This is a genomic window from Aeromonas sp. s2, assembly GCF_040907935.1.
Classification (GTDB): Bacteria; Pseudomonadota; Gammaproteobacteria; order Enterobacterales; family Aeromonadaceae; genus Aeromonas; species Aeromonas dhakensis.
In genome coordinates, this window is record NZ_JBFOCR010000013.1 from 19,248 (window position 1) to 41,001 (window position 21,754).

General features: G+C 56.8%; 21 protein-coding genes, 1 tRNA gene and 1 riboswitch. Of the genes, 19 read left to right on the forward strand and 3 right to left on the reverse strand.

The annotated features are described in order from the left end of the window. The first annotated feature begins 228 nt into the window (after window positions 1–228). The 6 genes from cmk (at window position 229) to pyrF (ending at window position 5,483) form a co-directional block, all read left to right on the forward strand. The gene (cmk, locus tag AB5Y81_RS10485; RefSeq protein WP_017786162.1) at window positions 229–921 is read left to right on the forward strand and encodes a (d)CMP kinase; all 693 of its coding nucleotides are present in this window, start codon (window positions 229–231) and stop codon (window positions 919–921) included. 94 nt (window positions 922–1,015) lie between these two features. Then, window positions 1,016–2,686 carry a 30S ribosomal protein S1 gene (gene rpsA, locus AB5Y81_RS10490; protein ID WP_005299919.1) on the forward strand — a complete coding sequence of 557 codons (1,671 nt, stop codon included), beginning with the start codon at window positions 1,016–1,018 and terminating at the stop codon, window positions 2,684–2,686. 94 nt (window positions 2,687–2,780) lie between these two features. After that, complete coding sequence (gene ihfB, locus AB5Y81_RS10495) at window positions 2,781–3,065, forward strand: integration host factor subunit beta (RefSeq protein ID WP_005299934.1); 285 nt, start codon at window positions 2,781–2,783, stop codon at window positions 3,063–3,065. 156 nt (window positions 3,066–3,221) lie between these two features. Beyond that, entirely contained in the window at window positions 3,222–3,506 is a 285-nt protein-coding gene (locus AB5Y81_RS10500; protein WP_005299936.1) for a LapA family protein, read from the forward strand. 9 nt (window positions 3,507–3,515) lie between these two features. After that, window positions 3,516–4,682, forward strand: coding sequence for a lipopolysaccharide assembly protein LapB (lapB, locus tag AB5Y81_RS10505; protein WP_279484477.1), 1,167 nt, complete (start codon window positions 3,516–3,518; stop codon window positions 4,680–4,682). Window positions 4,683–4,781: 99 nt separating this feature from the next. After that, window positions 4,782–5,483: an orotidine-5'-phosphate decarboxylase gene (gene pyrF, locus AB5Y81_RS10510; protein WP_279484476.1), complete on the forward strand. Its 702-nt coding sequence runs from the start codon at window positions 4,782–4,784 to the stop codon at window positions 5,481–5,483. Window positions 5,484–5,535: 52 nt separating this feature from the next. On the opposite strand, the gene rrtA is transcribed toward pyrF, so the two are convergent. Further along, window positions 5,536–6,114, reverse strand: a complete 579-nt coding sequence (gene rrtA, locus AB5Y81_RS10515) for a rhombosortase (RefSeq protein WP_172442662.1) — start codon at window positions 6,112–6,114, stop codon at window positions 5,536–5,538. Between rrtA and AB5Y81_RS10520 the strand changes: the two genes are divergently transcribed. The 5 genes from AB5Y81_RS10520 to AB5Y81_RS10540 all read left to right on the forward strand — a co-directional run bounded on the left by AB5Y81_RS10520 (window position 6,044) and on the right by AB5Y81_RS10540 (window position 8,985). Further along, window positions 6,044–6,730 (forward strand): tRNA-uridine aminocarboxypropyltransferase, encoded by a 687-nt coding sequence (locus tag AB5Y81_RS10520; RefSeq protein ID WP_017785431.1) that lies wholly within the window; start codon window positions 6,044–6,046, stop codon window positions 6,728–6,730. The genes rrtA and AB5Y81_RS10520 overlap by 71 nt on opposite strands. Window positions 6,731–6,752: 22 nt before the next feature. Beyond that, window positions 6,753–7,460 carry a 7-cyano-7-deazaguanine synthase QueC gene (gene queC / locus AB5Y81_RS10525; RefSeq protein WP_208199922.1) on the forward strand — a complete coding sequence of 236 codons (708 nt, stop codon included), beginning with the start codon at window positions 6,753–6,755 and terminating at the stop codon, window positions 7,458–7,460. A 61-nt stretch (window positions 7,461–7,521) separates the two neighbouring features. Continuing rightward, window positions 7,522–8,193 (forward strand): 7-carboxy-7-deazaguanine synthase QueE, encoded by a 672-nt coding sequence (queE, locus tag AB5Y81_RS10530; RefSeq protein WP_279484475.1) that lies wholly within the window; start codon window positions 7,522–7,524, stop codon window positions 8,191–8,193. 1 nt (window position 8,194) lies between these two features. Continuing rightward, the gene (locus tag AB5Y81_RS10535) at window positions 8,195–8,425 is read left to right on the forward strand and encodes a DUF3820 family protein (RefSeq protein ID WP_005299948.1); all 231 of its coding nucleotides are present in this window, start codon (window positions 8,195–8,197) and stop codon (window positions 8,423–8,425) included. Continuing rightward, complete coding sequence (locus tag AB5Y81_RS10540; protein WP_005299950.1) at window positions 8,422–8,985, forward strand: cob(I)yrinic acid a,c-diamide adenosyltransferase; 564 nt, start codon at window positions 8,422–8,424, stop codon at window positions 8,983–8,985. Before AB5Y81_RS10535 ends, AB5Y81_RS10540 begins: the two co-directional genes overlap by 4 nt. A gap of 58 nt (window positions 8,986–9,043) precedes the next feature. Here the strand turns inward: AB5Y81_RS10540 and AB5Y81_RS10545 are convergent, their stop codons facing one another. Beyond that, on the reverse strand, window positions 9,044–9,448 hold the full coding sequence (locus tag AB5Y81_RS10545; protein WP_005299952.1) for an H-NS family nucleoid-associated regulatory protein: 405 nt from the start codon (window positions 9,446–9,448) through the stop codon (window positions 9,044–9,046). A 321-nt stretch (window positions 9,449–9,769) separates the two neighbouring features. After that, window positions 9,770–9,941: riboswitch (Lysine riboswitch) on the forward strand. A gap of 86 nt (window positions 9,942–10,027) precedes the next feature. Between AB5Y81_RS10545 and AB5Y81_RS10550 the strand changes: the two genes are divergently transcribed. Beyond that, complete coding sequence (locus AB5Y81_RS10550) at window positions 10,028–11,608, forward strand: Na+/H+ antiporter NhaC family protein (protein WP_010634245.1); 1,581 nt, start codon at window positions 10,028–10,030, stop codon at window positions 11,606–11,608. 86 nt (window positions 11,609–11,694) lie between these two features. Beyond that, entirely contained in the window at window positions 11,695–12,276 is a 582-nt protein-coding gene (locus AB5Y81_RS10555; RefSeq protein ID WP_017780003.1) for a thymidine kinase, read from the forward strand. Between the two features lie 68 nt (window positions 12,277–12,344). Here the strand turns inward: AB5Y81_RS10555 and AB5Y81_RS10560 are convergent, their stop codons facing one another. Then, window positions 12,345–13,682, reverse strand: a complete 1,338-nt coding sequence (locus tag AB5Y81_RS10560; RefSeq protein ID WP_279484474.1) for a flavohemoglobin expression-modulating QEGLA motif protein — start codon at window positions 13,680–13,682, stop codon at window positions 12,345–12,347. 158 nt (window positions 13,683–13,840) lie between these two features. Here AB5Y81_RS10560 and AB5Y81_RS10565 point away from each other — a divergent pair, with 158 nt between their 5' ends. The 6 genes from AB5Y81_RS10565 (at window position 13,841) to AB5Y81_RS10590 (ending at window position 21,254) form a co-directional block, all read left to right on the forward strand. After that, entirely contained in the window at window positions 13,841–14,296 is a 456-nt protein-coding gene (locus tag AB5Y81_RS10565) for a YbjN domain-containing protein (RefSeq protein ID WP_005299960.1), read from the forward strand. A 146-nt stretch (window positions 14,297–14,442) separates the two neighbouring features. Then, window positions 14,443–14,530: transfer RNA gene (locus AB5Y81_RS10570), tRNA-Ser, on the forward strand. A gap of 599 nt (window positions 14,531–15,129) precedes the next feature. Beyond that, the gene (hcp1, locus tag AB5Y81_RS10575) at window positions 15,130–15,648 is read left to right on the forward strand and encodes a type VI secretion system effector Hcp1 (RefSeq protein WP_010634242.1); all 519 of its coding nucleotides are present in this window, start codon (window positions 15,130–15,132) and stop codon (window positions 15,646–15,648) included. Window positions 15,649–15,912: 264 nt separating this feature from the next. Next, window positions 15,913–17,958 (forward strand): type VI secretion system tip protein TssI/VgrG, encoded by a 2,046-nt coding sequence (gene tssI / locus AB5Y81_RS10580; protein WP_368146643.1) that lies wholly within the window; start codon window positions 15,913–15,915, stop codon window positions 17,956–17,958. 34 nt (window positions 17,959–17,992) lie between these two features. After that, window positions 17,993–20,704 (forward strand): hypothetical protein, encoded by a 2,712-nt coding sequence (locus AB5Y81_RS10585; RefSeq protein ID WP_279484472.1) that lies wholly within the window; start codon window positions 17,993–17,995, stop codon window positions 20,702–20,704. After that, window positions 20,694–21,254: a hypothetical protein gene (locus AB5Y81_RS10590; protein ID WP_368146645.1), complete on the forward strand. Its 561-nt coding sequence runs from the start codon at window positions 20,694–20,696 to the stop codon at window positions 21,252–21,254. Before AB5Y81_RS10585 ends, AB5Y81_RS10590 begins: the two co-directional genes overlap by 11 nt. Window positions 21,255–21,754: the final 500 nt, after the last annotated feature.

Here is a 21,754-nt window from a genome sequence, read left to right on the forward strand (position 1 = left end):
GCTTAAAAAAGGGCGGCCAGTTTAGCGCGCCTTGTCCGGAACAACCATAAGAACAAAACCTTGCACTGTTTAATGGCTTGCCCCGTTGTACACAAAGAGGACAGTTGCGACCGGTTTTGCGCAATTGTGTGTGCTGGCGACTGCCAGGCTCGGCACATTTGGGTATAATCGGCGCCCATTACCCCATCCCTCCCGGGATGTGTGCAACAAGTGTGCAGGAGAGACGTTATGCCGCAGATGGCCCCCGTGATGACAATTGATGGCCCAAGTGGTGCCGGCAAGGGCACCCTGTGCCAGTTGCTGGCGGAAAAACTGGGTTGGCACCTGCTCGACTCCGGCGCCATCTACCGGGTGCTGGCCCTGGCGGCCTTGCATCACGATGTCGAGCTCGATTCCGAAGCCGCGCTGGTCCCCCTGGCCGCCAATCTGGACGTGCAGTTCCAGGTCGATGCCGAGCAGGTGAAGGTCGTGCTGGAAGGGGAGGATGTTTCCCGTACCATTCGTACCGAGGAAGTGGGCAATGCCGCGAGCAAGATTGCCGCCTTCCCGCGGGTGCGCGAAGCTCTGCTGCGCCGTCAGCGCGCTTTTCGCCAGGCCCCCGGCCTCATCGCCGACGGCCGCGACATGGGCACCGTGGTTTTCCCCGAGGCGGAAGTGAAGATTTTCCTCGACGCCAGCGCCGAAGAACGGGCGGCTCGCCGCTATAAGCAGTTGCAAGATAAGGGCTTTGATGTTAACTTTGAGCGTCTTTTAACCGAGATTCGGGAGCGTGACGATCGCGACAGAAATCGCGCCGTTGCCCCCCTGAAACCGGCAGAAGATGCTCTCGTGGTGGATTCAACCGCCATGTCCATAGACGAAGTGCTGACAACGGTGCTCGCCTATGCGGAGCAACAACTCGGCGATGCCAGCGCAAGCTGACATCCGGTCGTCTGCACCATGGATGGCGCAGATTATTTAAAACAACCCCGCTTGTGCTGGATGACAAGTGGATGTTTCATTTGTGACATAAACAATGATCGAATCTTTTGCTCAACTCTTTGAAGAGTCCCTGAATGCCGTTGAAACCCGTCAAGGTTCCATCGTCAAGGGTACTGTCGTTGCTATCGAAAATGGTTTCGTACTGGTTGACGCCGGTCTGAAATCCGAGTCCGCTATCCCGGCTGAAGAATTCAAGAACGCCATGGGCGAGCTGGAAATCAACGTAGGCGACTCCGTTGACGTGGCTCTGGACTCTATCGAAGATGGTTTCGGCGAAACCAAGCTGTCCCGCGAAAAAGCCAAGCGCCACGAAGCCTGGCTGCAGCTTGAAAAAGCTTACGAAGAGCAAGCTACCGTTATCGGTATCATCAACGGCAAGGTCAAGGGTGGTTTCACCGTTGAACTGAACGGCATCCGTGCCTTCCTGCCGGGTTCTCTGGTTGACGTGCGTCCGATCCGTGACACCGCTCACCTGGAAAACAAAGAACTCGAGTTCAAAGTCATCAAGCTGGACCAGAAGCGCAACAACGTTGTTGTTTCCCGTCGTGCCGTGATCGAGACCGAGAACACCTCCGAGCGCGAAAGCCTGCTGGCTAACCTGCAAGAAGGTCAAGAAGTTAAGGGGATCGTCAAGAACCTGACCGACTACGGTGCATTCGTAGATCTGGGCGGTGTTGACGGCCTGCTGCACATCACCGACATGGCGTGGAAGCGCGTTAAGCATCCTTCCGAAATCGTCAACGTTGGCGACGAGATCGCAGTCAAGGTTCTGAAGTTCGACCGCGAGCGTACCCGTGTATCCCTGGGTCTGAAGCAGCTGGGCGAAGATCCCTGGGTTGCTATCGCCAAGCGTTACCCGGAGACCACCCGTCTGTCTGGCCGCGTGACCAACCTGACCGACTACGGCTGCTTCGTTGAAATCGAAGAAGGCGTTGAAGGCCTGGTACACGTATCCGAGATGGATTGGACCAACAAGAACATCCACCCGTCCAAGGTTGTTAACGTTGGCGACGTGGTTGACGTGATGGTTCTGGACATCGACGAAGAGCGTCGTCGTATCTCCCTGGGTCTGAAGCAGTGCAAATCCAACCCGTGGCAGCTGTTTGCCGAAACCCACGCCAAGGGCGACCGTGTTTCCGGCAAGATCAAGTCCATCACTGACTTCGGTATCTTCATCGGTCTGGACGGCGGCATCGACGGCCTGGTTCACCTGTCTGACATCTCCTGGAACAACCAGGGTGAAGAAGCAGTTCGTGAATTCAAGAAAGGCGACGAAATCGAAGCCGTTGTTCTGCAAGTTGACCCGGAGCGTGAGCGCATCTCCCTGGGCGTCAAGCAGATCGAAGAAGACCCGTTCAATAAGTACCTGTCTGACAACAAGAAAGGTGCTATTGTGAAGGGTAAGGTTACCGAGGTTGATGCCAAGGGTGCCGTGATCGAACTGGCTGACGGCGTAGAAGGCTACCTGCGTGCCTCCGACGCTGCTCGTGACCGCGTAGAAGACGCCACTCTGGTGCTGTCTGTTGGTGACGAAGTTGAAGCTAAATTCATGGGCGTTGATCGCAAGAACCGCACCGTGAGCCTGTCTGTCCGCGCCAAGGACGAGGCTGACGAGCGTGTTGCCATCGACAACCTGAACCAACAAGAAGAAGTTGTGTTCAGCAATGCCATGGCTGAAGCGTTCAAAGCCGCCAAGGGTGAATAATCCTTGATGCAAGAAAAGGGCGGCGTGTCACGCCGCCCTTTTTTATCTTGGCGTAATGAATATTGCATGTGATCGGGGAAGGAGATTTAACGTTATGACCAAATCAGATCTCATCGAACAATTGGCTGCCAGCCGCATGCATATGCCGGCCAAAGATGTCGAAGCCGCCATCAAGGAGATCCTTGAGCAGATGGCGTCGACTTTGCAAAACGGCGACCGGATTGAAATCCGCGGATTTGGAAGTTTTTCATTGCACTATCGTGCACCCCGTGTGGGCCGCAACCCCAAGACCGGGGACAAGGTTGAATTGACCGGGAAATATGTTCCGCATTTCAAGCCCGGCAAAGAGTTACGCGAGCGCGTGAACATCATCGAATAATGCAGAAAATGGCATACCTGGGTATGCCTTTTTTGTTTTTACGGTTTCTATTGTGGCAATTGTCCGGTTTTGCCAAGTCTTTTCCCATTCGCTCTAGAGTCTGCCGGTGATTTTAAGGATAATCAGCCTCTCATTAGCTACTGACAGGGAGCTCCTATGAAGCGTATCTTGGCCCTCATTCCGCTGGTGCTGGTGTTTATCCTGACGCTGGCCATCGGTTCGCAAAATGGCCAGCTGGTGCAGTTCAATTATCTGATTGCCCAAGGGGAGTTCTCGCTCTCCATGTTGCTGGGATTCTTCTTTGGTGGTGGCTTCCTGCTGGGCTGGCTGGTCTTCGGTTTGCTGTTCTTGCGCCTCAAGATGCAAAACCGCACCCTCAATCGCACCATGCGCCGTCAATCCCGTGAATTGGAGCTGGCCCGAACGGCTGCCAAGGAATAATGTCCCTCGATGCTTGAACTGCTTTTCCTGCTGTTGCCCATTGCCGCCGGCTACGGCTGGTATATGGGGCGCAGGAGTGTTCGCCAGGACACCCAGAAACAGAGTAACCAGTTTTCCCGCCAGTACGTGGCGGGCCTCAATTATTTGCTCTCCGATGAATCTGACAAGGCGGTGGATCTCTTTATCCAACTGCTGGAAGTGGACAGCGAGACCATCGAAACCCACCTCTCCCTTGGCAACCTGTTCCGTCAACGGGGTGAGGTAGACCGGGCCATCAAGATCCACCAGAACCTCATCACCCGCCAGCTCACCATGGAGCAGCGTCAGCTTGCCCTGCAGGAGCTGGCGCGGGACTTCCTCGCCGCCGGTTTGCTCGATCGGGCCGAGAAGCTGTGGCTAGAGCTCACCGAGGACGGGGAGTATGAGGAGACGGCGCTGGCCCAGTTGCAGCTCATCTATCAGCAGCTGCGTGATTGGGAGAAGGCGATCGCGGTGAGCGAGCGGTTGCAAAAATTCCAGGGCAAGAAGCTGGCCCCCACTATCGCCCATTACCAGTGCGAGCTGGCCGACATGGCCCTGCGCGAAGAGAATCGCAAGCAGGCCCAGCTGCGTTTTCGCAAGGCCTTGGCCGCCGACGGCAACTGCGTGCGTGCCTCGCTCGGCCTCGGCTGGCTGGCCAAGGGGGAGGGCGATCCGCGCCAGGCGGCCCGCGAGTTTGAGCGGGTGCTGACCCAGGACATCGATTTCGCGAGCGAAGTGCTGGAACCCCTGTGCGAGAGCCTGGAGCTGTGCGGCGAGGAGGCGCGTATCCCCGAGCTGCTCGGCCAGGCCCAGGAGGCGCGGGCCGGCTTCCCGGTCACCTTGCGGCTGGCCGATTATGTGGAGCGCCACAACGGGCGCGAGGCAGCTTCCGAGCTGGTGCTGCGCCAGCTGCGGCGCACGCCGTCGCTACGCGGCTTCCAGCACCTGATGGCGCTGCAGTTGCGTGGTGCTGAAGAGGGGCAGGCCAAGGAGAGCCTGACCATGCTCAAGGCGCTGGTCGACGAGCAGATCAAGATCAAGTCCACCCACAAGTGCCGGCAGTGCGGGTTTGCCACCCACTCCCTGTTCTGGCAGTGCCCCTCCTGCCGCCAGTGGGGAGCCATCAAGCCGATCCGCGGTCTGGACGGGGAGTAAGAGCCACAACAATGTCATCAACCAGGCCCCTGTGGCCTGGTTTTTTCAGGCCGGGCCGGACTCGCTCCGGACGGCGCATAACCATCGATAGGAAGTGAGATGCTAGATCCCAAAGTACTGGTTGCGCTGGATTATCAGCACGAGGCCGATGCCTTCGCCTTCATTGAACGTATCTCCCCGGCCCAGTGCCGTCTCAAGGTAGGCAAGGAGATGTTTACCCTGTTTGGCCCCCAGTTCGTGCGTCAGCTGGTTGCCAAGGGGTTCGATGTCTTTCTGGATCTGAAGTTTCACGACATTCCCAACACCGTCGCCAAGGCGGTCGCCGCCAGTGCCGAACTCGGCGTCTGGATGGTGAACGTGCACGCCAGCGGTGGCGAGCGGATGATGCGGGCCGCCAAGGAGGCGCTGCTGCCTTATGGTGACAAGGCGCCGTTGCTTATCGGGGTGACCGTGCTGACCAGCATGGAGCAGTCCGACATGGCGCCGCTGGGCCTTGATGTGACGCCGGCTGAGCAGGTGATCCGGCTGGCCAAATTGACCAAGGAGGCCGGGTTGGACGGGGTGGTCTGCTCCGCCAACGAAGCACACGAGCTCAAGGCGCTGCTCGGTGACGAGTTCAAGTTGGTGACGCCGGGGATCCGCCCCACCGGTTCGGCCGCCGGGGATCAGCGCCGGGTCATGACGCCGCTGGCGGCGGTGGAGGCGGGTGCCGACTATCTGGTGATTGGCCGCCCCATCACCCAGGCGGCCGATCCTGCCGCCATGCTGGCCGGCATCAACGCAGAGCTGGCGGGTCGCTGATAAAAAAAGAGAATGCCGGCCCGATGGGGCCGGCATTGCATCCGGTGCAGGCTCACTCCTTGACGGCGTGGGGGCGCAGGGTGACCGGCAGCAGGCCGAGCAACAGGCCGGCGCCCGAGCCAATCAGATGTGATTCAATGTGTACCCTGGCCCCGATGAGGGCGGACACCGGACTTTCCCCCGCACTGTAGAAATCCACCCCAAGCTTGATCGCTACCCCTGCCAGCATCAACCAGCCGGAGTGACGGCGATAGCGGATATCCTGCAGCGCGCCCCACACGAACAGGCCGTGCAACGCTCCCGACAGCCCCATGTACCACTGGGTCTGCGGACACCACCACCAGATGCCGAGCCCGACGGCGCTCCCCAGCAACAGCAGCAGCAGCGGCAGGCGACAGCCTGTCAGGTATTCACGAAACAGGCTGTAGAGCACGCACAGCCCGCTCAGGTTGAGCAACAGGTGCCACAGATTGGTGTGGGCCAGATTGCCTGTTATGATGCGCCACCCTTCACCCTGGGCTATCAGGGTGCGATCGAAGGAGAGCTGGTGATTCGGCACGGTGAAAAAGAGCAGCAAACTGGCGAGTGAAAGCGTGATGACCCAGAGCAATCCTGATTTTTCTGACAACATGAAACAGTCCGACGACAACAAGAGTCGATACTGTACACGTTGCACCAGAGCCCTCAAAGCCTGTCTGTGCGATTATATTCGGCCGGTTTCACCCCATGCGCCCCTGCACATCCTGCAGCATCCGGGGGAGGTGGGTCATCCCAAGGGAACCGCCGTCCTTTTGGCCGCCTCGCTGGCGCAGGCCCGTCTGCATGTGGGTGAACAGGTGGCCGACGTCCCCGAGCTGGCGGCCTTGTTGGCCGATCCCGCGCTGCAGTGTTATCTGCTGTGGCCGGATGAGGAGGCCATCACCCTTGCCGAGGTGAGAGAGAGGGAGACGGCTGAGCCGGCTCGCCGAGTCTGTTTTCTGCTGCTCGATGGCACCTGGCGCAAGGCCTACCGGATGCTGCACAGCAACCCCGAGTTGCAGCAGTTGCCGCGAATTGGGCTGGATGCCGTCGCGGGGCAATATTCCATTCGCAAGAAGCCGTTTCCTGAGGCGCTCTCGACCCTGGAAGCGGGCTACCATCTGTTGTCCCAGTGGGAGGGCGCACCCGATCGCTTCGCCCCGCTGATGACCCTTTTTACCCATTTGAACCGGCAGTGGCATGATTTTGCCCAGGGCCGACGCAGTTGAACTGCCCAGAGGAGTGACATACGTGAAAAAAGCCGTCGTGGTATTCAGTGGTGGTCAGGACAGTACCACCTGCCTGGTCCAGGCCTTGTCCCGTTATGACGAGGTGCACGCCATCACCTTCGATTATGGCCAGCGCCATAGTGAAGAGATCGAGACGGCGCGCCGTCTGGCCAGCCGGCTCGGCATCGCCGCCCACAAGGTGATGGACGTGACCATGCTGGGGGAGCTTGCCATCTCGGCCCTGACCCGGGACGAGATCCCGGTGAGCTTCGAGCTGCAGGAGAATGGCCTGCCCAATACCTTCGTGCCGGGCCGTAACATCCTGTTCCTCACCCTGGCCGCCATCTACGCCTATCAGGTGGGCGCCGAGGCGGTGATCACCGGGGTGTGCGAGACCGATTTCTCTGGTTATCCCGATTGCCGCGACGAGTTCGTCAAGGCGCTCAATCAGGCCGTCTCCCTGGGGCTGGATCGTGCCATCCGCTTCGAGACCCCGCTGATGTGGCTCGACAAGGCCGAGACCTGGGCGCTGGCGGATCACTACGGCCACCTCGATACCGTGCGCCAGCAGACGCTCACCTGCTACAACGGCATTGCCGGCGATGGCTGCGGCGCCTGTCCGGCCTGCGATCTGCGCAGCCGCGGCCTGCAGCAGTACCTGGCCGACAAGGTGGGCGTGATGGCGCGTCTGCACCAAAAAACCGGGCTCGGTGAGAAAAGCGGATGCTGAGCCTGCGTCTCGGCCATGCTTGGGGTATAATCCGCGACTTTTGCAACCAGCCGTGACCAAGATGTACTACCCAATCAACGAGATATTCCAGACCATCCAGGGGGAGGGGGTCTTCACCGGCCTGCCCGCCATTTTCGTTCGCCTGCAGGGTTGCCCGGTGGGATGCCCCTGGTGCGATACCCGTCATACCTGGGTGGTCGATCCTGCTCGTGAAGTGGGCGTGCAGGCGGTGCTCGACTGCTCCAACGAATCCGATGGCTGGAGCAAGATGAGCACGGAGCAGATCCTGGCCAGCTTCCAGCAACTTGGCTATCAGGCGCGTCACGTGGTGATCACCGGAGGCGAACCCTGCCTCTATGACCTGCAGGATCTCTCTACCGCCCTCATTGCGACAGGCTATCAGGTGCAGATTGAAACCAGTGGTACCAGCGAGATCCAGACCCATGAGCGGACCTGGGTCACCGTATCCCCCAAGATCAATATGAAGGGGGGCCTGCCGGTGCTGGTCTCGGCCCTCGAGCGCGCCAACGAGATCAAGCATCCGGTAGCCACCGAGCGCCACGTGGAGGAGCTGGATGCGCTGCTGGCCACCGCTCGTCTGCGCGACGACGTGGTGATTGCACTGCAACCCATCAGCCAGAAACCCAGGGCGACCCAGCTGGCCATGGCAACCTGCATTGCCCGCAATTGGCGACTCTCCATCCAGACCCACAAATATCTGGATATTGATTGAAATGGAGTGGTTGTCCGACGAGCGGGTCTTGCTGTCGCTGGCCAACAAGATGCCGTACGGCAAATATCGGGGGCGGCGCATCATCGATATTCCGGAGCCTTATCTGGTGTGGCTGGCCCGCACCGGTTTCCCGGCCGGATCGCTTGGTCAAACGCTGGCGCTTGCCTATGAAATCAAGCTCAACGGGCTTGAATCCATGATTGTTCCCATTATTAACAGGATGTCGGTATGAGGATATATACGAGGCAGGGCGACAAGGGCATGACTCGGCTGGCCGATGGCGTGCAACTGGCCAAAGACGATATGCGGGTGGAAACCTATGGCTATATCGATGAATTAAATTCTCATATAGGTCTTCTTATTGCCGAGGTACCCGCAGCGGAAACCGGATTATTAGCAGACCTGTTATTGCTGCAACAGGAATTGTTCGATCTTGGCGGGGAGCTGGCATTTTCCAGTGACGCTCAGGAGGCCGCCATCTGGCAGGTGAATAACGAGTGGACCCTGCGGCTGGAACAACAGATCGATGCCTACAGCGCCAATTTGCCGCTGCTGCGCAATTTCATTCTGCCCAGCGGCTCCCGGGCGGCGGCGCAAGCCCATGTGGTGCGCACCCTGACCCGGCGCTGCGAGCGTCTGCTGCTGACTTTGGGCCGCAGCGAGCAGCTCAACCCGGCCATTTTGCCCTACATGAACAGGCTGAGTGACTGGTTCTTCACCATAGCCCGCTACCTGCTGGCCTGTACCGCGACGCCAGAAGTGCTCTGGGTCAAGGCGGCAGAGCGGGGCTGACGGCAGGCAATAAAAAACCTCGCAAGGCGAGGTTTTTTATTGAGCCTATTCTGCTTTATCAGATGGCAAAGTCTTCGACGGATTTACCTTCGGCGACCGCCTTGGCAATCACGGACGGCATGCGACCCTGACCGGTCCAGGTTTTTTCCACGCCGTTGTCCATATAGCGATATTTGGCCGGGCGAGGGGCACGTTTGCTCTTGGTCGCCTTGGCCGGTTCGGCTGCGACTGTGCCAACCAGTTCAGCCGGATCAATACCGGCGGCTTTCAGCATTTCGGCATATTCATTAATTTTGCGCTGATGTTCTTCACGAGCCTGACGCTCGGCGGCTTCATCCTGCTGGCGTTCGCCGACAATCGCGGAGAGCTTTTCCAAGCCTTCTTCCAATTGTTCCAGCGTCAGCTCACGGCAAGCGGCGCGCAGGCTACGGATATTCAGCAGTACTTTCAAAAATTCGTTCATAGTGTTCACCACGCGAGCAAAAGAGTGAATTAAATAAAAATAGTTATTTTGGGCTAATTTATACGGCCGTTCGGGATTAAGTCAAGCGAGTCGAATTAATAAATTCATGCCTGGAATTAAGTAATGCAATTGAATTCAGGCCCGATTCAGCAATATTGGCCAGTGGCATACTCGACTGAGTTCCAAGTAGATGAAAATAGCGACAAAATCATAATTTTTGCACCATTTGACTACCTCTTTGCCCTTTTGATCTTGCTTGCTTGGGGATTTAATCAAAAAACTTGCTATAACGTGTCGGCACGATAAAATGTGCCTCGAATACCTTTAAGTAGAGGCGCGCTGCCTATGACTACTTGTGCGGAGGGTGATGCCGATGATGCACAAGGAAAGGAGTCAGCGCCGAAGTGGCCAGGCCATCATACCGGGCTGCTGGTTCTGCATCTAATAGGTGCAGGACTGCCATAGTCATCCACTATGGAGCGCTACCTGAAGGGGCTGAGGAGTATTACCTCCCCATGGGTTTTGTTTCTTTATCCTCTCGGTAGATCTCCACCTGCTGTCTTTAGGTGCAAAGAGATCATGGACATCGTTCACTACGCCGACTCCGGTTGGTCAATCATTCCCCCTCTGCTGGCCGTCGCACTGGCGATCCTCACCCGCCGTGTGCTGCTGTCGCTGGGCGTCGGTATCGTTACCGGCAGCCTGCTGCTGAACCAGTTTTCTCCCCTCGACTCCCTGCATTACATGCTGAACACAGTGCTCAAGATCTTCTGGGTCGACGGGGCGCTCAACCGTGACAACATCAATATGCTGCTGTTCATGCTGCTGCTGGGCGGCCTCATCAGCCTGATGAGCGTCTCCGGCGCGACCCGGGCGTTTGCCGAGTGGGCCGCCAAGCGTGCCAGGACCCGCAAGGGGGCCAAGGCGCTTACCGGCATGATGGTGTTTGCTTTCTTCATCGACGACTTCTTCCACAGCCTGTCGGTGGGGGCCATCTGCCGTCCGGTCACCGACCGCTTCCAGATCTCCCGCGCCAAGCTGGCCTACTTGCTGGACTCCACCGCGGCGCCGGTCTGCGTACTGATGCCCATCTCCTCTTGGGGGGCCTACATCATCGCCCTGGTGGGCGGCATCATGACGGCTCACGGCATCACCGGGCAGAGCCCCATCTCCGCCTTTGTCGAGATGATCCCGATGAACCTCTATGCGGTGTTCACCCTCATCATGGTGCTGGTGGTGATCGCGTTTCAGCTCGATATCGGTCCGATGCGCCAGCACGAGCAGTGGGCGCTGGAAGGCAAGCTGTGGGATGAGTCCAAAGGCCGCCCCATCGGTCTGGACATGGAGAGCCCGGAGGAGAGCAACGGCGGCATGATCGACATGGTGCTGCCGATCCTGACCTTGACCGCGGCCACCGTCTACTTCATGATCGACTCCGGTGCCGCCGTGCTGGCCGCCAATGGCGAGCCGTTCAGCGTGCTCGGTTCGTTCGAGAATACCAACGTGGGTTCCTCCCTGGTCTACGGTGCCCTGTGCAGTCTGGTGGTCTCCATCGGTCTGGCCATGCGTCTGAAGCTCGGTGCCAAGAACTGGCTCAAGGCCGCGCCGCAAGGGGTGATGGCCATGCTGCCGGCCATCAACATCCTGCTGTTTGCCTGGACCATTGGCGCCGTGGTGCGCGATGTGGAGACCGGCAAGTACCTGGCCTCCCTGGCCAACGGCAATCTGCCGGTGGAAGTGCTGCCGGCCGTGGTGTTCGTGCTCTCCTGCGCCATGGCGTTTGCCACCGGCACCAGCTGGGGCACCTTCGGCATCATGCTGCCGCTGGCGGGTGACATGGCGGCGGCCAGCGATGCGGCCCTGATGCTGCCGATGCTGGCCGCCGTGCTGGCGGGGTCGGTGTTCGGGGATCACAGCTCGCCCATCTCCAGCACCAGTATCCTGTCGGCTACCGGCGCCGGTTGCCATCACATTGATCACGTGATGACCCAGCTGCCCTATGCCCTGGCCATCGCCTTTGGCGCCGCCCTCGGGTATCTGGTGATGGGGCTGATGCACTCGGTGCTGGCAGGCTTCAGCGTGAGCGCCCTCTGGTTCGTCATCTTCTCCAGCTACCATTTGCGCAAGGCAAGGTCCCAGGCGGACCTGGCAGTTGCTTAAAACGTACAAGGGGCCGCAAGGCCCCTTGGTTTTGTTGGGGGCTTTGGTTAGCATGCGCCCCATAAATTCAGTTTCGGAACAGTATCATGGCTTCACTGCACTACAAGTTTGCCACCATGAATTCAGGCAAATCGACCCAGCTCATTCAGGCGCACTTCAACTATCTGGAGCGGGGCATGCATCCCTTGGCCATGACACCCGCCATCGACGACCGCTTCGGGGTCGGGGTGATCAGCGCCCGGGTGGGGTTGGAGCTGAGAGTAGAAGTGTTCAGAGAGAGCTGTGATCTGTTCGAGATGGTGAAAGCCCGTCATGCCGAGAAGCGTATCGATGTGTTCATCGTCGATGAGGCCCAGTTTCTGACCAGGGAGCAGGTCTATCAGCTGGCCCGTATCGTCGACGAGCAGGACATTCCGGTGATCGCCTACGGCCTCAAGACCGATTTTCGCGGCGAGCTGTTTCCCGGCTCCTACCACCTGCTCTGCCTGGCCGACAAGTTCGAGGAGCTCAAAAGCATCTGCTGGTGCGGCAACAAGGCGCACATGAACTCCCGGGTCAATGAAGCAGGCCAGGTGATGCGCGATGGCGAGCAGGTGGAGATCGGCGGCAACGATCGCTATGTCTCCCTGTGCCGCAAGCACTACCTGGAAGGGCGGGCCTTCAAATAACCCGCGGCTGATGGGGATAACATGAACAAAAAAGGCGCCAATCTGGCGCCTTTTTTGTTGCTGGTGGTTCAGTCAATCTCGATGTCGACGGGGGCTATGATGGGATCGGCCACCGGCAGGCGGTGGAACAGCTGGCGAAAGTGCTGCTGCACCCGGCCGATATCCACCAGTGACATGCCGGAGGCGAAGCCGAACCAGACGTAGAGGCCGGTGAGATCGCGAAACATGGGAGGCAGATAACGGGGCGCACTGATCAGTCCCTCCAGATAGTGCTGATAGAGCACCGGGATATCGTCCAGGGTCACCTTGCCGACAAACAGCATGGGCAGGATCTCGGGGACTCCCTCCAGCACGGCGCTGCGGATGAAGTTGACCGTCTCCACATAGCCTTTCACGTAGGAGAGATCCTTGGTGAAGCAGGCCCCCCCCTCGACCATGCCGCCGCGAAACACCCGCTGGGTGATCTTGTAGGCATCGTGTTCGCTGGCACCCTGGCCGACGAAATGGCGGAACACCTCGATGAAGTCGGCGCCGTGCTCCGCCATATCGATGGCCATCACCCGATCCGAGATGCGCTTGGCCCTGTCCGGAAAGGAGCTGAAAGTGAGGGTCTCTATCAGTACCGCCAGCCCCTCCTGGCAGGCGGTGATGCGCGGCGAGCCGGCACTGAGCCAGGTGGCATAGGGTTGCTGGCGCCCGTTGAGGGTAGTGCCCACATGCACCCAGCCCTCATGGACCTCCAGCACTTGCAGGTCGAGTTCGGAGAAACGGGCGTGGGAGTTGAGCTTGATGTAATCGCCGCCGGCCGCGGCATCCGAGACGATGCCATCGCTCAGCTTGACCTGCACTGTGCCGTCACTGAAGTAGTTCGACAGCTTGCCCTGCAACCTGGCCACCGCCGCTTCCCCCTCGAACTCCTTGGGGTAGGGACGCACCAGGTGGCGGGCGCCGGGCAGGGAGAAGATGTCGCACAGCCTGGCGCCCAGCTCCTTGAGGGTCTTGCGATCGCCGCGCAGGTGATCGCCGGCCGAACCGTAGAGCAGCCGGCTGTAGCGCAGAAAGTCCGGTTGCCCGCGCTGGCGCAGCATCTCGATGACCACCATGTATTGATCCACCGTCTCCTGCAGGATGCGGCCAAGATCATCCTGGGGACCGAGCCGGCGCCGGATCCTGTCCCGCAGCTCCTTGAGTTCCAGGTACTTGTTGCGGGGATCGAAGCCGAGGGGAAGGCCATCATAGAAGGCCTTGTCGACGGCTGGCAGCGTGCGCCCTCCGCTGGCCAGAAAGTCGGCCTGCAGGTGACGGGGCCACTTGATGGCATCCAGAATGCGGATGGGCTTTTGCAGGATCAAGAGTTCATCCGAGAGGGATTTCAGATGCAGACGGTACTTTTCTTGGATGGTCATTTAGCCCCCTGTGGGGCGAGTGTGGCGCTGGAATGGGCTGAGTATATGCAGGCTGCTTGCCAAAAAGAAGCGAGGGCCGTGCTTATCCGGCCAGTGCGCTTTTGGTTGCCGGAAAATTGGTTTAGACTGCGCCCCTTGATCCCAATTGTGTCGTGGAAATGATGAATATCCCCAGCTCCGAAATGATAATGCGTTGGTTGCAGCAGGCTCGTATCGAGCACTATGTCTGTGATCAGTGCCATGGTATCCACATTGTCTCCCTGCAGTCCGTCGAGGGCATCCAGGAGAGCCGGATCTTCGTTGAAGAGGAAGGGGTGCTGTTTTCATCCGAGCTGGAGGTGCGTCCCTCCGCTTTGCTGCCGCTGGTGGCCGAGCTGGGTCGCCTCAACATGCAGTACCCGTCGCTCAAGGTGTTCCTCGACATCATCGATGACAACCTGCCGCGGCTGGTGGTGGGGCATACCGTCTTTACCAAGGCGGGGCTCTCCGTCGAGCAGTTCCTGCTGTTTGTCGAGAGCACCATAGCCGCGACCCATGAAGTGGTCTCCGAATGCGAGCGGTTGGGCTTCCTGAATCTGCCGGAAATCCAGGTTGCGCCGGAGTCTGTGCACTGATTTGTGCGTTAAATGTGCGAACGGTTCGTCTGATGCAAAAAGCCGTTGACGCCGGCGGGGCTTTCCCCTAAATTACGCCCCGTTCCAGCGCAACGGCGCAACGAACGAGGTGCTGGCTGAGCACGTTAAACAACAGACCAAAATTTGGTGAGGTGTCCGAGTGGCTGAAGGAGCACGCCTGGAAAGTGTGTATACGGCAACGTATCGAGGGTTCGAATCCCTCCCTCACCGCCAAATAAAACAAAAGGGCCTGTCGAAAGACAGGCCCTTTTGTTTTATCCGGTGACGGGGGGGCTTGGTTCGGGCCCTGGTTCGACAGGCGGGCAGGACAGCCCGCCTGGACGGCCAGAGGCCGCCCGCAGGGCGAGCGCCAGGGACGGTGCGAGTCAATCCCGACCCATCCTCAGATGTTAAAACCGACCTGATGGTCGGTTTTTTGTTTTGGGGAAGAAGTATCAGCCCATGTCGAAGAGGGAGGGTGAGAACCCTCGCCGGGTTCGAGCAGAGCAGCTTGCTGCGATGAACGGCAGCCGGCCCCCGATGTTTCCTATTGTCAACGCACGGCTCAGTCGCTATCACGCCCGTGCGGGTCATCAGGTTGAAATAAGTTCTGATTTGCGCAATGCATTGCGGGGTTTTTAGTTTCTTACTCTGCATATGCAATTTTGTTTGGATGAATATGCTGGATGCGCAACTTGTTGCGTTGTTGCGATGATGGCTTGATTGGTGATCGATTCAACCTATTGTTTTAAAACAATAAAATGAATTGGCATGGTCACTGCTAACGGATTCGGTCGAGTGTCATTACCGTTCAACCAATCAGGAGCAATTCCATGCCAACTCCATGTTATATCAGCATCGAAGGTAAAACCCAGGGCAATATCACCGCCGGTGCTTTCACCTCCGATTCCGTCGGCAACATCTTCGTGCAGGGCCACGAAGACGAGATGCTGGTGCAAGAGTTCCAGCACGTCGTTACCGTACCGACCGATCCGCAATCCGGTCAGCCTGCTGGCCAGCGTGTCCACAAGCCGTTCAAGTTCACCGTTGCGCTGAACAAGGCCGTGCCGCTGATGTACAACGCGCTGGCTTCCGGCGAGATGCTGCCGAAAGTGACCCTGAAGTGGTACCGCACCTCCGTCGAGGGCAAGCAGGAGCACTTCTTCTCTACCGTGCTGACCGATGCCACCATCGTCGACATCGACTGCCAGATGCCGCACTGCCAGGATCCGGCGAAGTCTGACTTCACCCAGCTGATCCAGGTCTCCATGGCCTATCGCAAGATCGATTGGGAGCACACCGTTGCCGGTACCTCTGGTGCGGACGACTGGCGCGCACCGATCGAAGCGTAATTCTCAGTCAAAGGGCACTGCTTGCGGTGCCCTTTTGCCGTTTCTGGCATTTCCCGCTCCGTTTCAATCACACGTGTTTTTTCTTCTGCCCGTTTGCCTGAGGTGAGGGGGCACAAGAAAAAATCCGAGTTTACGTCTTGCCGCACGCCGTCAAGGGCGTGCGGTAGCCATGGTGTCAGAATAACCGGGGCGAAGGCGGATCTCTCACACGGCTTGAAGTGCCCCGCCTGATGGGGCTGCACGATATCTCAGGGGCGAGCAACGATGGCAGACAGCACAGGATTACAATTTACCGTCAAGGTGGGGGCCCTGCCCGAGAGCACCTTCGTGGTGGCCGAGTTTGCGCTGGATGAAGCGCTCAACCGGCCGTTCAACCTGCGCCTGGAGCTGGCAAGCGCCCAGCCCGACATCGACTTTGGTGCCGTGCTGGACCAGCCGTGCGAGCTGCTGGTGTGGTACAACGGTGCGCTGCAGCGCCGGGTGTGTGGGGTGGTCAGTGACTTCGCGCTGGGTGACAGCGGCTTTCGCCGCACCCGCTATCAGCTGCTGGTACAGCCGGCCCTGTGGCGTCTGTCGCTTCGCCAGAACTCCCGCATCTTTCAGGCACAGAAACCCGATGAAATTCTCAGTATCCTCTTGCAAGAACACGGCATCACCGACTACGCCTTTGCGCTGAAAAACGAGCACGCCAAGCGGGAATACTGCGTTCAGTATCGGGAGAGCGACCTTGATTTCGTGAACCGCCTCGCCGCTGAAGAGGGGATGTTCTACTTCCACGAGTTTGAAGCGGGCAAACACCGCATCGTGTTTGCCGACGATGCAGCCGCGCTGACTGCCGGCCCCGAGCTCTTCTTCAATCTCGGCAACCGCTCGCTGGAGCAGGGCCCCTATGTGCGCCAGTTCCACTACCGGGAGGCGGTGCGCCCCTCGGATGTGGAGCTCAAAGATTACAGCTTCAAGACCCCGGCTTATGGCCTCTCCCACAAGAAAGTGGGGGCTGAGCTGACTCACCAGCGCGATACCTATCAGCACTTCGACTACCCGGGTCGCTACAAGCAGGATGGCAGCGGCAAGGCCTTTGCCCAGCACCGCTTGGATGCGCTGCGCAACGATGCGGTGGCGGGCAGTGGCAAGTCCAACTGCGCGGCCTTGCAGCCGGGGCAGAGCTTCTCGCTGACCGAACACCCCAACGGCAGCCTCAACACCGACTGGCAAATCGTGCGTATCCAGCATACCGGCTTGCAGCCGCAGGCGCTGGAAGAGGAGGGGGGCTGCGGCCCGACTGTCTACCACAACGAATTCGGGGTGGTGAAAGCCAGCACCACTTGGCGGGCGCGTATCGGCAGCCCGGAGGCCCCCCACAAACCCATGGTGGATGGCCCGCAAATCGCCATGGTGGTGGGGCCCGATGGGGAGGAGATTTACTGCGACGAACACGGCCGGGTGAAACTGCAATTCCCGTGGGACCGCTACGGCAGCTCCAACGACCAGAGCTCCTGCTGGGTGCGAGTCTCCCAGGGTTGGGCCGGCGGTCAGTACGGCATGATGGCCATCCCGCGCATCGGCCACGAGGTCATCGTGTGCTTTCTGGAAGGGGACCCGGACCAGCCCATCGTCACTGGTCGCACCTACCACGCCACCAACTGGCCGCCCTACGAGCTGCCGGCCAACAAGACCCGCACCGTGCTGCGTACCGAGAGCCATCAGGGGGAGGGCTTCAACGAACTGCGCTTTGAAGACCAGGCGGGGCAGGAAGAGATTTACATCCACGGTCAGAAAGACCTGAACGTGCTTATCGAAAATGATGCCGCCTGGCACATCAAGCACGACCAGCACACCGATATCGACAATGAGCGGGTGACCCGTATCAAGGCCAACGACCACCTGACGGTGGAGGGCGAGAAGCGCGACCAAGTGAAGGCTGACTACTCCCTGACGGTGGATGCCAGCCTGCACCAGAAGTTGGGGCAGTCTCTGCTGGTGGAAGCCGGGCAGGAGGTGCATATCAAGGTGGGCGACAAGCTGGTGCTGGAGGCGGGTTCCGAGATCACCCTCAAGGGGGGCGGCAGCTTTGTCAAAGTTGACCCGAGCGGCATCAAGCTGGTCGGCCCTGCGATCAAGCTCAATGCCGGCGGCAGCGCAGGCTCAGGCTCTGGCTGGGGTGGCAAGGCCCCCGTGGTGCCCAAGGGAGTTGAGGTGGTAAAAGCCCCTGAACTGGTTGAACTGGTCAAAGCGATTGCCACCGAGAAGGCGATGGAAGCGTTGCTCAAGGCGCTGGAGCCCGATAGCGATTATCAGCCCTCTGCTTGATGTTCGACGAACAACTTAGGATTGAATGACAAAGATGAAAATCGTCTATCCCATGCAACTGGCGGGTGAAAATGGCTCCAGCGAGATTGCATCCCTCGATGAATTTATCAAGAAGATCAATGGTCTCAAGAGCGGTACCTTCCCGATAGGCCGCAACCGTATCTGGCACGGTGGTATCCACTTCAGTCAAAGCGGGGGCTGGCACCCGAGCGGTGCTGTGCGCGCGATTGCTGACGGGGAGATCGTGGCCTACCGACTGGCGACAAAACCAGCCAAGGCGACCCGTAGCTCCGAAGAGGGCAAGCCAGAGAGAAAGATTGACTTGTATACCTCCCCTTCGTTTTGTCTGGTACGCCATTGCTACGAAGCCGGTGAGCAGAGCAAGAATCAGCTGACCTTCTACAGCCTCTACATGCATATTGCGTGTGAGAACAGCTACAACAGTCCCGAGGCTGCGCGAGTAAGGGTCAAGGGGACAGGTGTGTCCACCTATGAACCGGTGGTAGAGGGACATCCTCCCAAGCTGACACGTCGGCTGTCTGGCGATAAACCTATCTATGCGAAAAGAGGGGCTGACGTGAAGTTGGTCGGCCAGGAAGTGAAGAGCCTGCTTAACCACAAAGATGAGCCCCACGATTACTATTTGGTGCACTACGTTGATGACCCGGACAGCCTGTTCCATATTGCGGCAAGCCAATTACAGCAGGAATTTCCACAAAAGCCGAAGTGGATGACACCACCGGAAGGCAAACCGGCCCGCCATAAGGTCCCTGGTAATACATGGCTACGTAAAACTGCTGATACCACTGTGGGTAGCATGGGGCTACCTGCTGGCAGTGAGGTGGTGGTATCCAGTGAGCCACCACAGATGGTGAACCTCAATGGCGGCACGACTGAGTTTCGTAAAGTACAGGTGTTCAAGGCGGGTAGTGGTACCGTCAAAGATAGCGCCAATCAGGTGATGACCAATGCCAGCAAAGGAGCCACCGGTTGGCTGGCAAAAAGCAAGATAGGTGCAGGGCTGGCTGCCGAGCCAAGCATCCCCATCGAATTCAAAGACGATGCGCCGGTTGTTAATCGCAACGCAAATCCGATACCGGTGCAGGCCGGAGAGATCATCGGTCATTGGGGTGAGCATGAGCTAGCCACTGTCGGAACCCGCGGCTTCGAGAAAGGCGCCGACAGCAAAGCTGTGCACTTTGAGATGTTTGTTGCGAAGAATGACAAGCAGGCGCTTGAAGATTGCATCAATAACAAGGCGCGGGTAACCGGTGGCCAGGGCTACCTGCTAGTAAAAAAAGAGGTTACCACCTATCGCCTTACCAACGATAGCCAACATGGTTTTCACGGTGTTGCGAATATTGGGCCACAGGTCTTACCGTTGGCGGTGAAAGAGTCTGATATTGTCACTCACGGTGCCAACAACTTTGTGAAGGTGCGTGAGCGGACTGCTGCGGACGGGGAGTTGGCTGGCGAGTTCGTATTGCAGGGTGGTGATGTCGAAGTGGTCAGTCAGCACGACTGGCACAAGTTGGGCGTCAAGTTGGTCGATGGCAGTAGTGACCCCGACGGATTTTTAGATAAAGCTGATACCGAAGGTAAAGAAGGAGGCGAGTTTTTTAGCACTCTCTATGACAAGCTGGTGACAGACAGGGACAACGATGGCACCCTGAGCGGCAACGATATCAAGGCCGCGTTGGCCGATGAGGTGTTGGCGGGCAAGTTGCGGATGTTGTTTATCAAGCACAAAAGCGAATGGGTAAAGCCAGGCCAGGAGTGGCCGCGCTTAAAACAGGAGTTGGCTAAGCAGCCGAAGCTCTATGAATATGCGATGCAGGTACACAACAATATGGCGTGGATGGAAGATGCCAGCGAGATATTGGTTGATACCCAACCTTGGTTTATTCATCCGGCTGGAATGTTTGGATTGGTTGGTAGCCAAAAGCGTGGCTTTGTATTTACTCTCGATATAATGAAACGTATCTATACCAATTTTCAGGGCAACAATAGTAAGGATAATGAGTTACAAGGAATAGCTGATGAACTGAATGAACATATTGAATTCTATCAGCTTGATACCCCGTTAAAGAGAACCCATTTTTTCGCACAAATTCTACAGGAAACAGGGCCGGACCTGAATGTAATTGAAGGCGGTGTCTGGAGTGTTAGTGCTATAAAAACTTTTCGGGGGGGCAGAACTCGTCGCTATCCTGATGGGCGTCTTTATGCAGATGTCCATGGATATGTTACAAAAACAGAAAGACCACGTAGATATATTAAAAGCGATGGCAACGATGTTACCATTGACGATCAAATTGCCATTGTTAATACAATATATGGTAATAGAACTGAGCTCGGTAATGGTTCCTATAGCTCTAATGATGGATGGAACTATAGAGGAAGAGGCCTGAAGCAAGTTACAGGAAAAAGTAACTATACAAGTTTTAATGACTGGCATAAAAGCAATCAGTCGAAATGGCCTAATGATATAATTAATGCTCTTGATGATTTTGAAATATTATCCCAAATGAAGTTTGCTACAAGGTCAGCAGCATGGTTTTGGATAAGTAATAGTAGTAATGCAAATCCTGATTCACGTGCAAAATGCTTTGATTATGCAAATGAAGCCAGCGATGCAGCAGTGGATAGAATTACTAACATCATAAATCTTAATACAGACTCCAGACAAAAAAGAAAAAATAACTTCTGGCGCTTATGGAATGAGGAGGTTCTCCATGACCAATAAATATATATTAATCCCCCTTGCCATTTTCTCATCGCATTCTTATGCGGGCGAGTATATTTTAGGCTCTCTGTGTGGCAGCCAAGAGCAAGTATATGCGTCATGTACACTTAAAAATAAAAAAATAGTTTCATTTTGCGGTGTCCCTGTAGGCGATAAAAACAAAGATATGATATTGGTTCAATATAGATACGGCACACCTAAAAAGATAGAGTTAAAATATCCTGAAGAGGCAATGAGCCCAGAGGGAATTTTTTTTAAAATTGATAGCTCATGTGGTGTTATTGGTGGGCCAGATGAGAAGAATAAAATGTGTGGTAAGGAGGGAATTAAACGTGCTGTTGCTTTAACATTTTATTCTGGATTGTTCAGATATTCATTTTTCTATCAAGGAAATTTTAATGACCATACTTTAGAATCAGAAAAAATGGGGCTAAAAGTTGACAGAAAAGAGCGTAACGAATATAAAAAAATGTTTTCTCTCAACTTTGTGATGAAAACCATAGCGAAACATTTAATGTCGATTCAGACATATTTGAAGAATTTAAGATAAATTGACATGAATTTTATTTCTTAAGGCAAAAAGGGAGAGGCTTTTATATTGTAGATTAAGCTCTTCTCTCCGAATATCTGGGCTTTAGATGTGATGGAGGTCACGCTATGGCTGCGGAATTGGCTGAGAGCATCTGTGCTTTTTGGCAAGCTAGAGGCGTATTCCAAGTGACAGAAAGTCTATTCGGATCTCCGACAGAAAACCACCTGAGAGGCAAGGATAATAGCCAAGGAAGGCGCTGCATTAATTTGTGTCAATCAGATTGTTTTTTAGCATATCAGCTCTTTTAAAAAATAGCATATTAGGAAAATATAGAAAGAGGCGGCCTATCTAAGTCGCTTCTCTTATTTTATCGGTGGTTCCCCAGTAAGTCTATGCGGTGGAAAAAATATGGAACACCCAAGTTTTTCCCCTGCTAGATGCTTACCCATTTAATCATTATAAGACTGGTGAAAACTGGTATGGACGGCTTTTTCGAGATTGGCGAATTTATGTAGAGC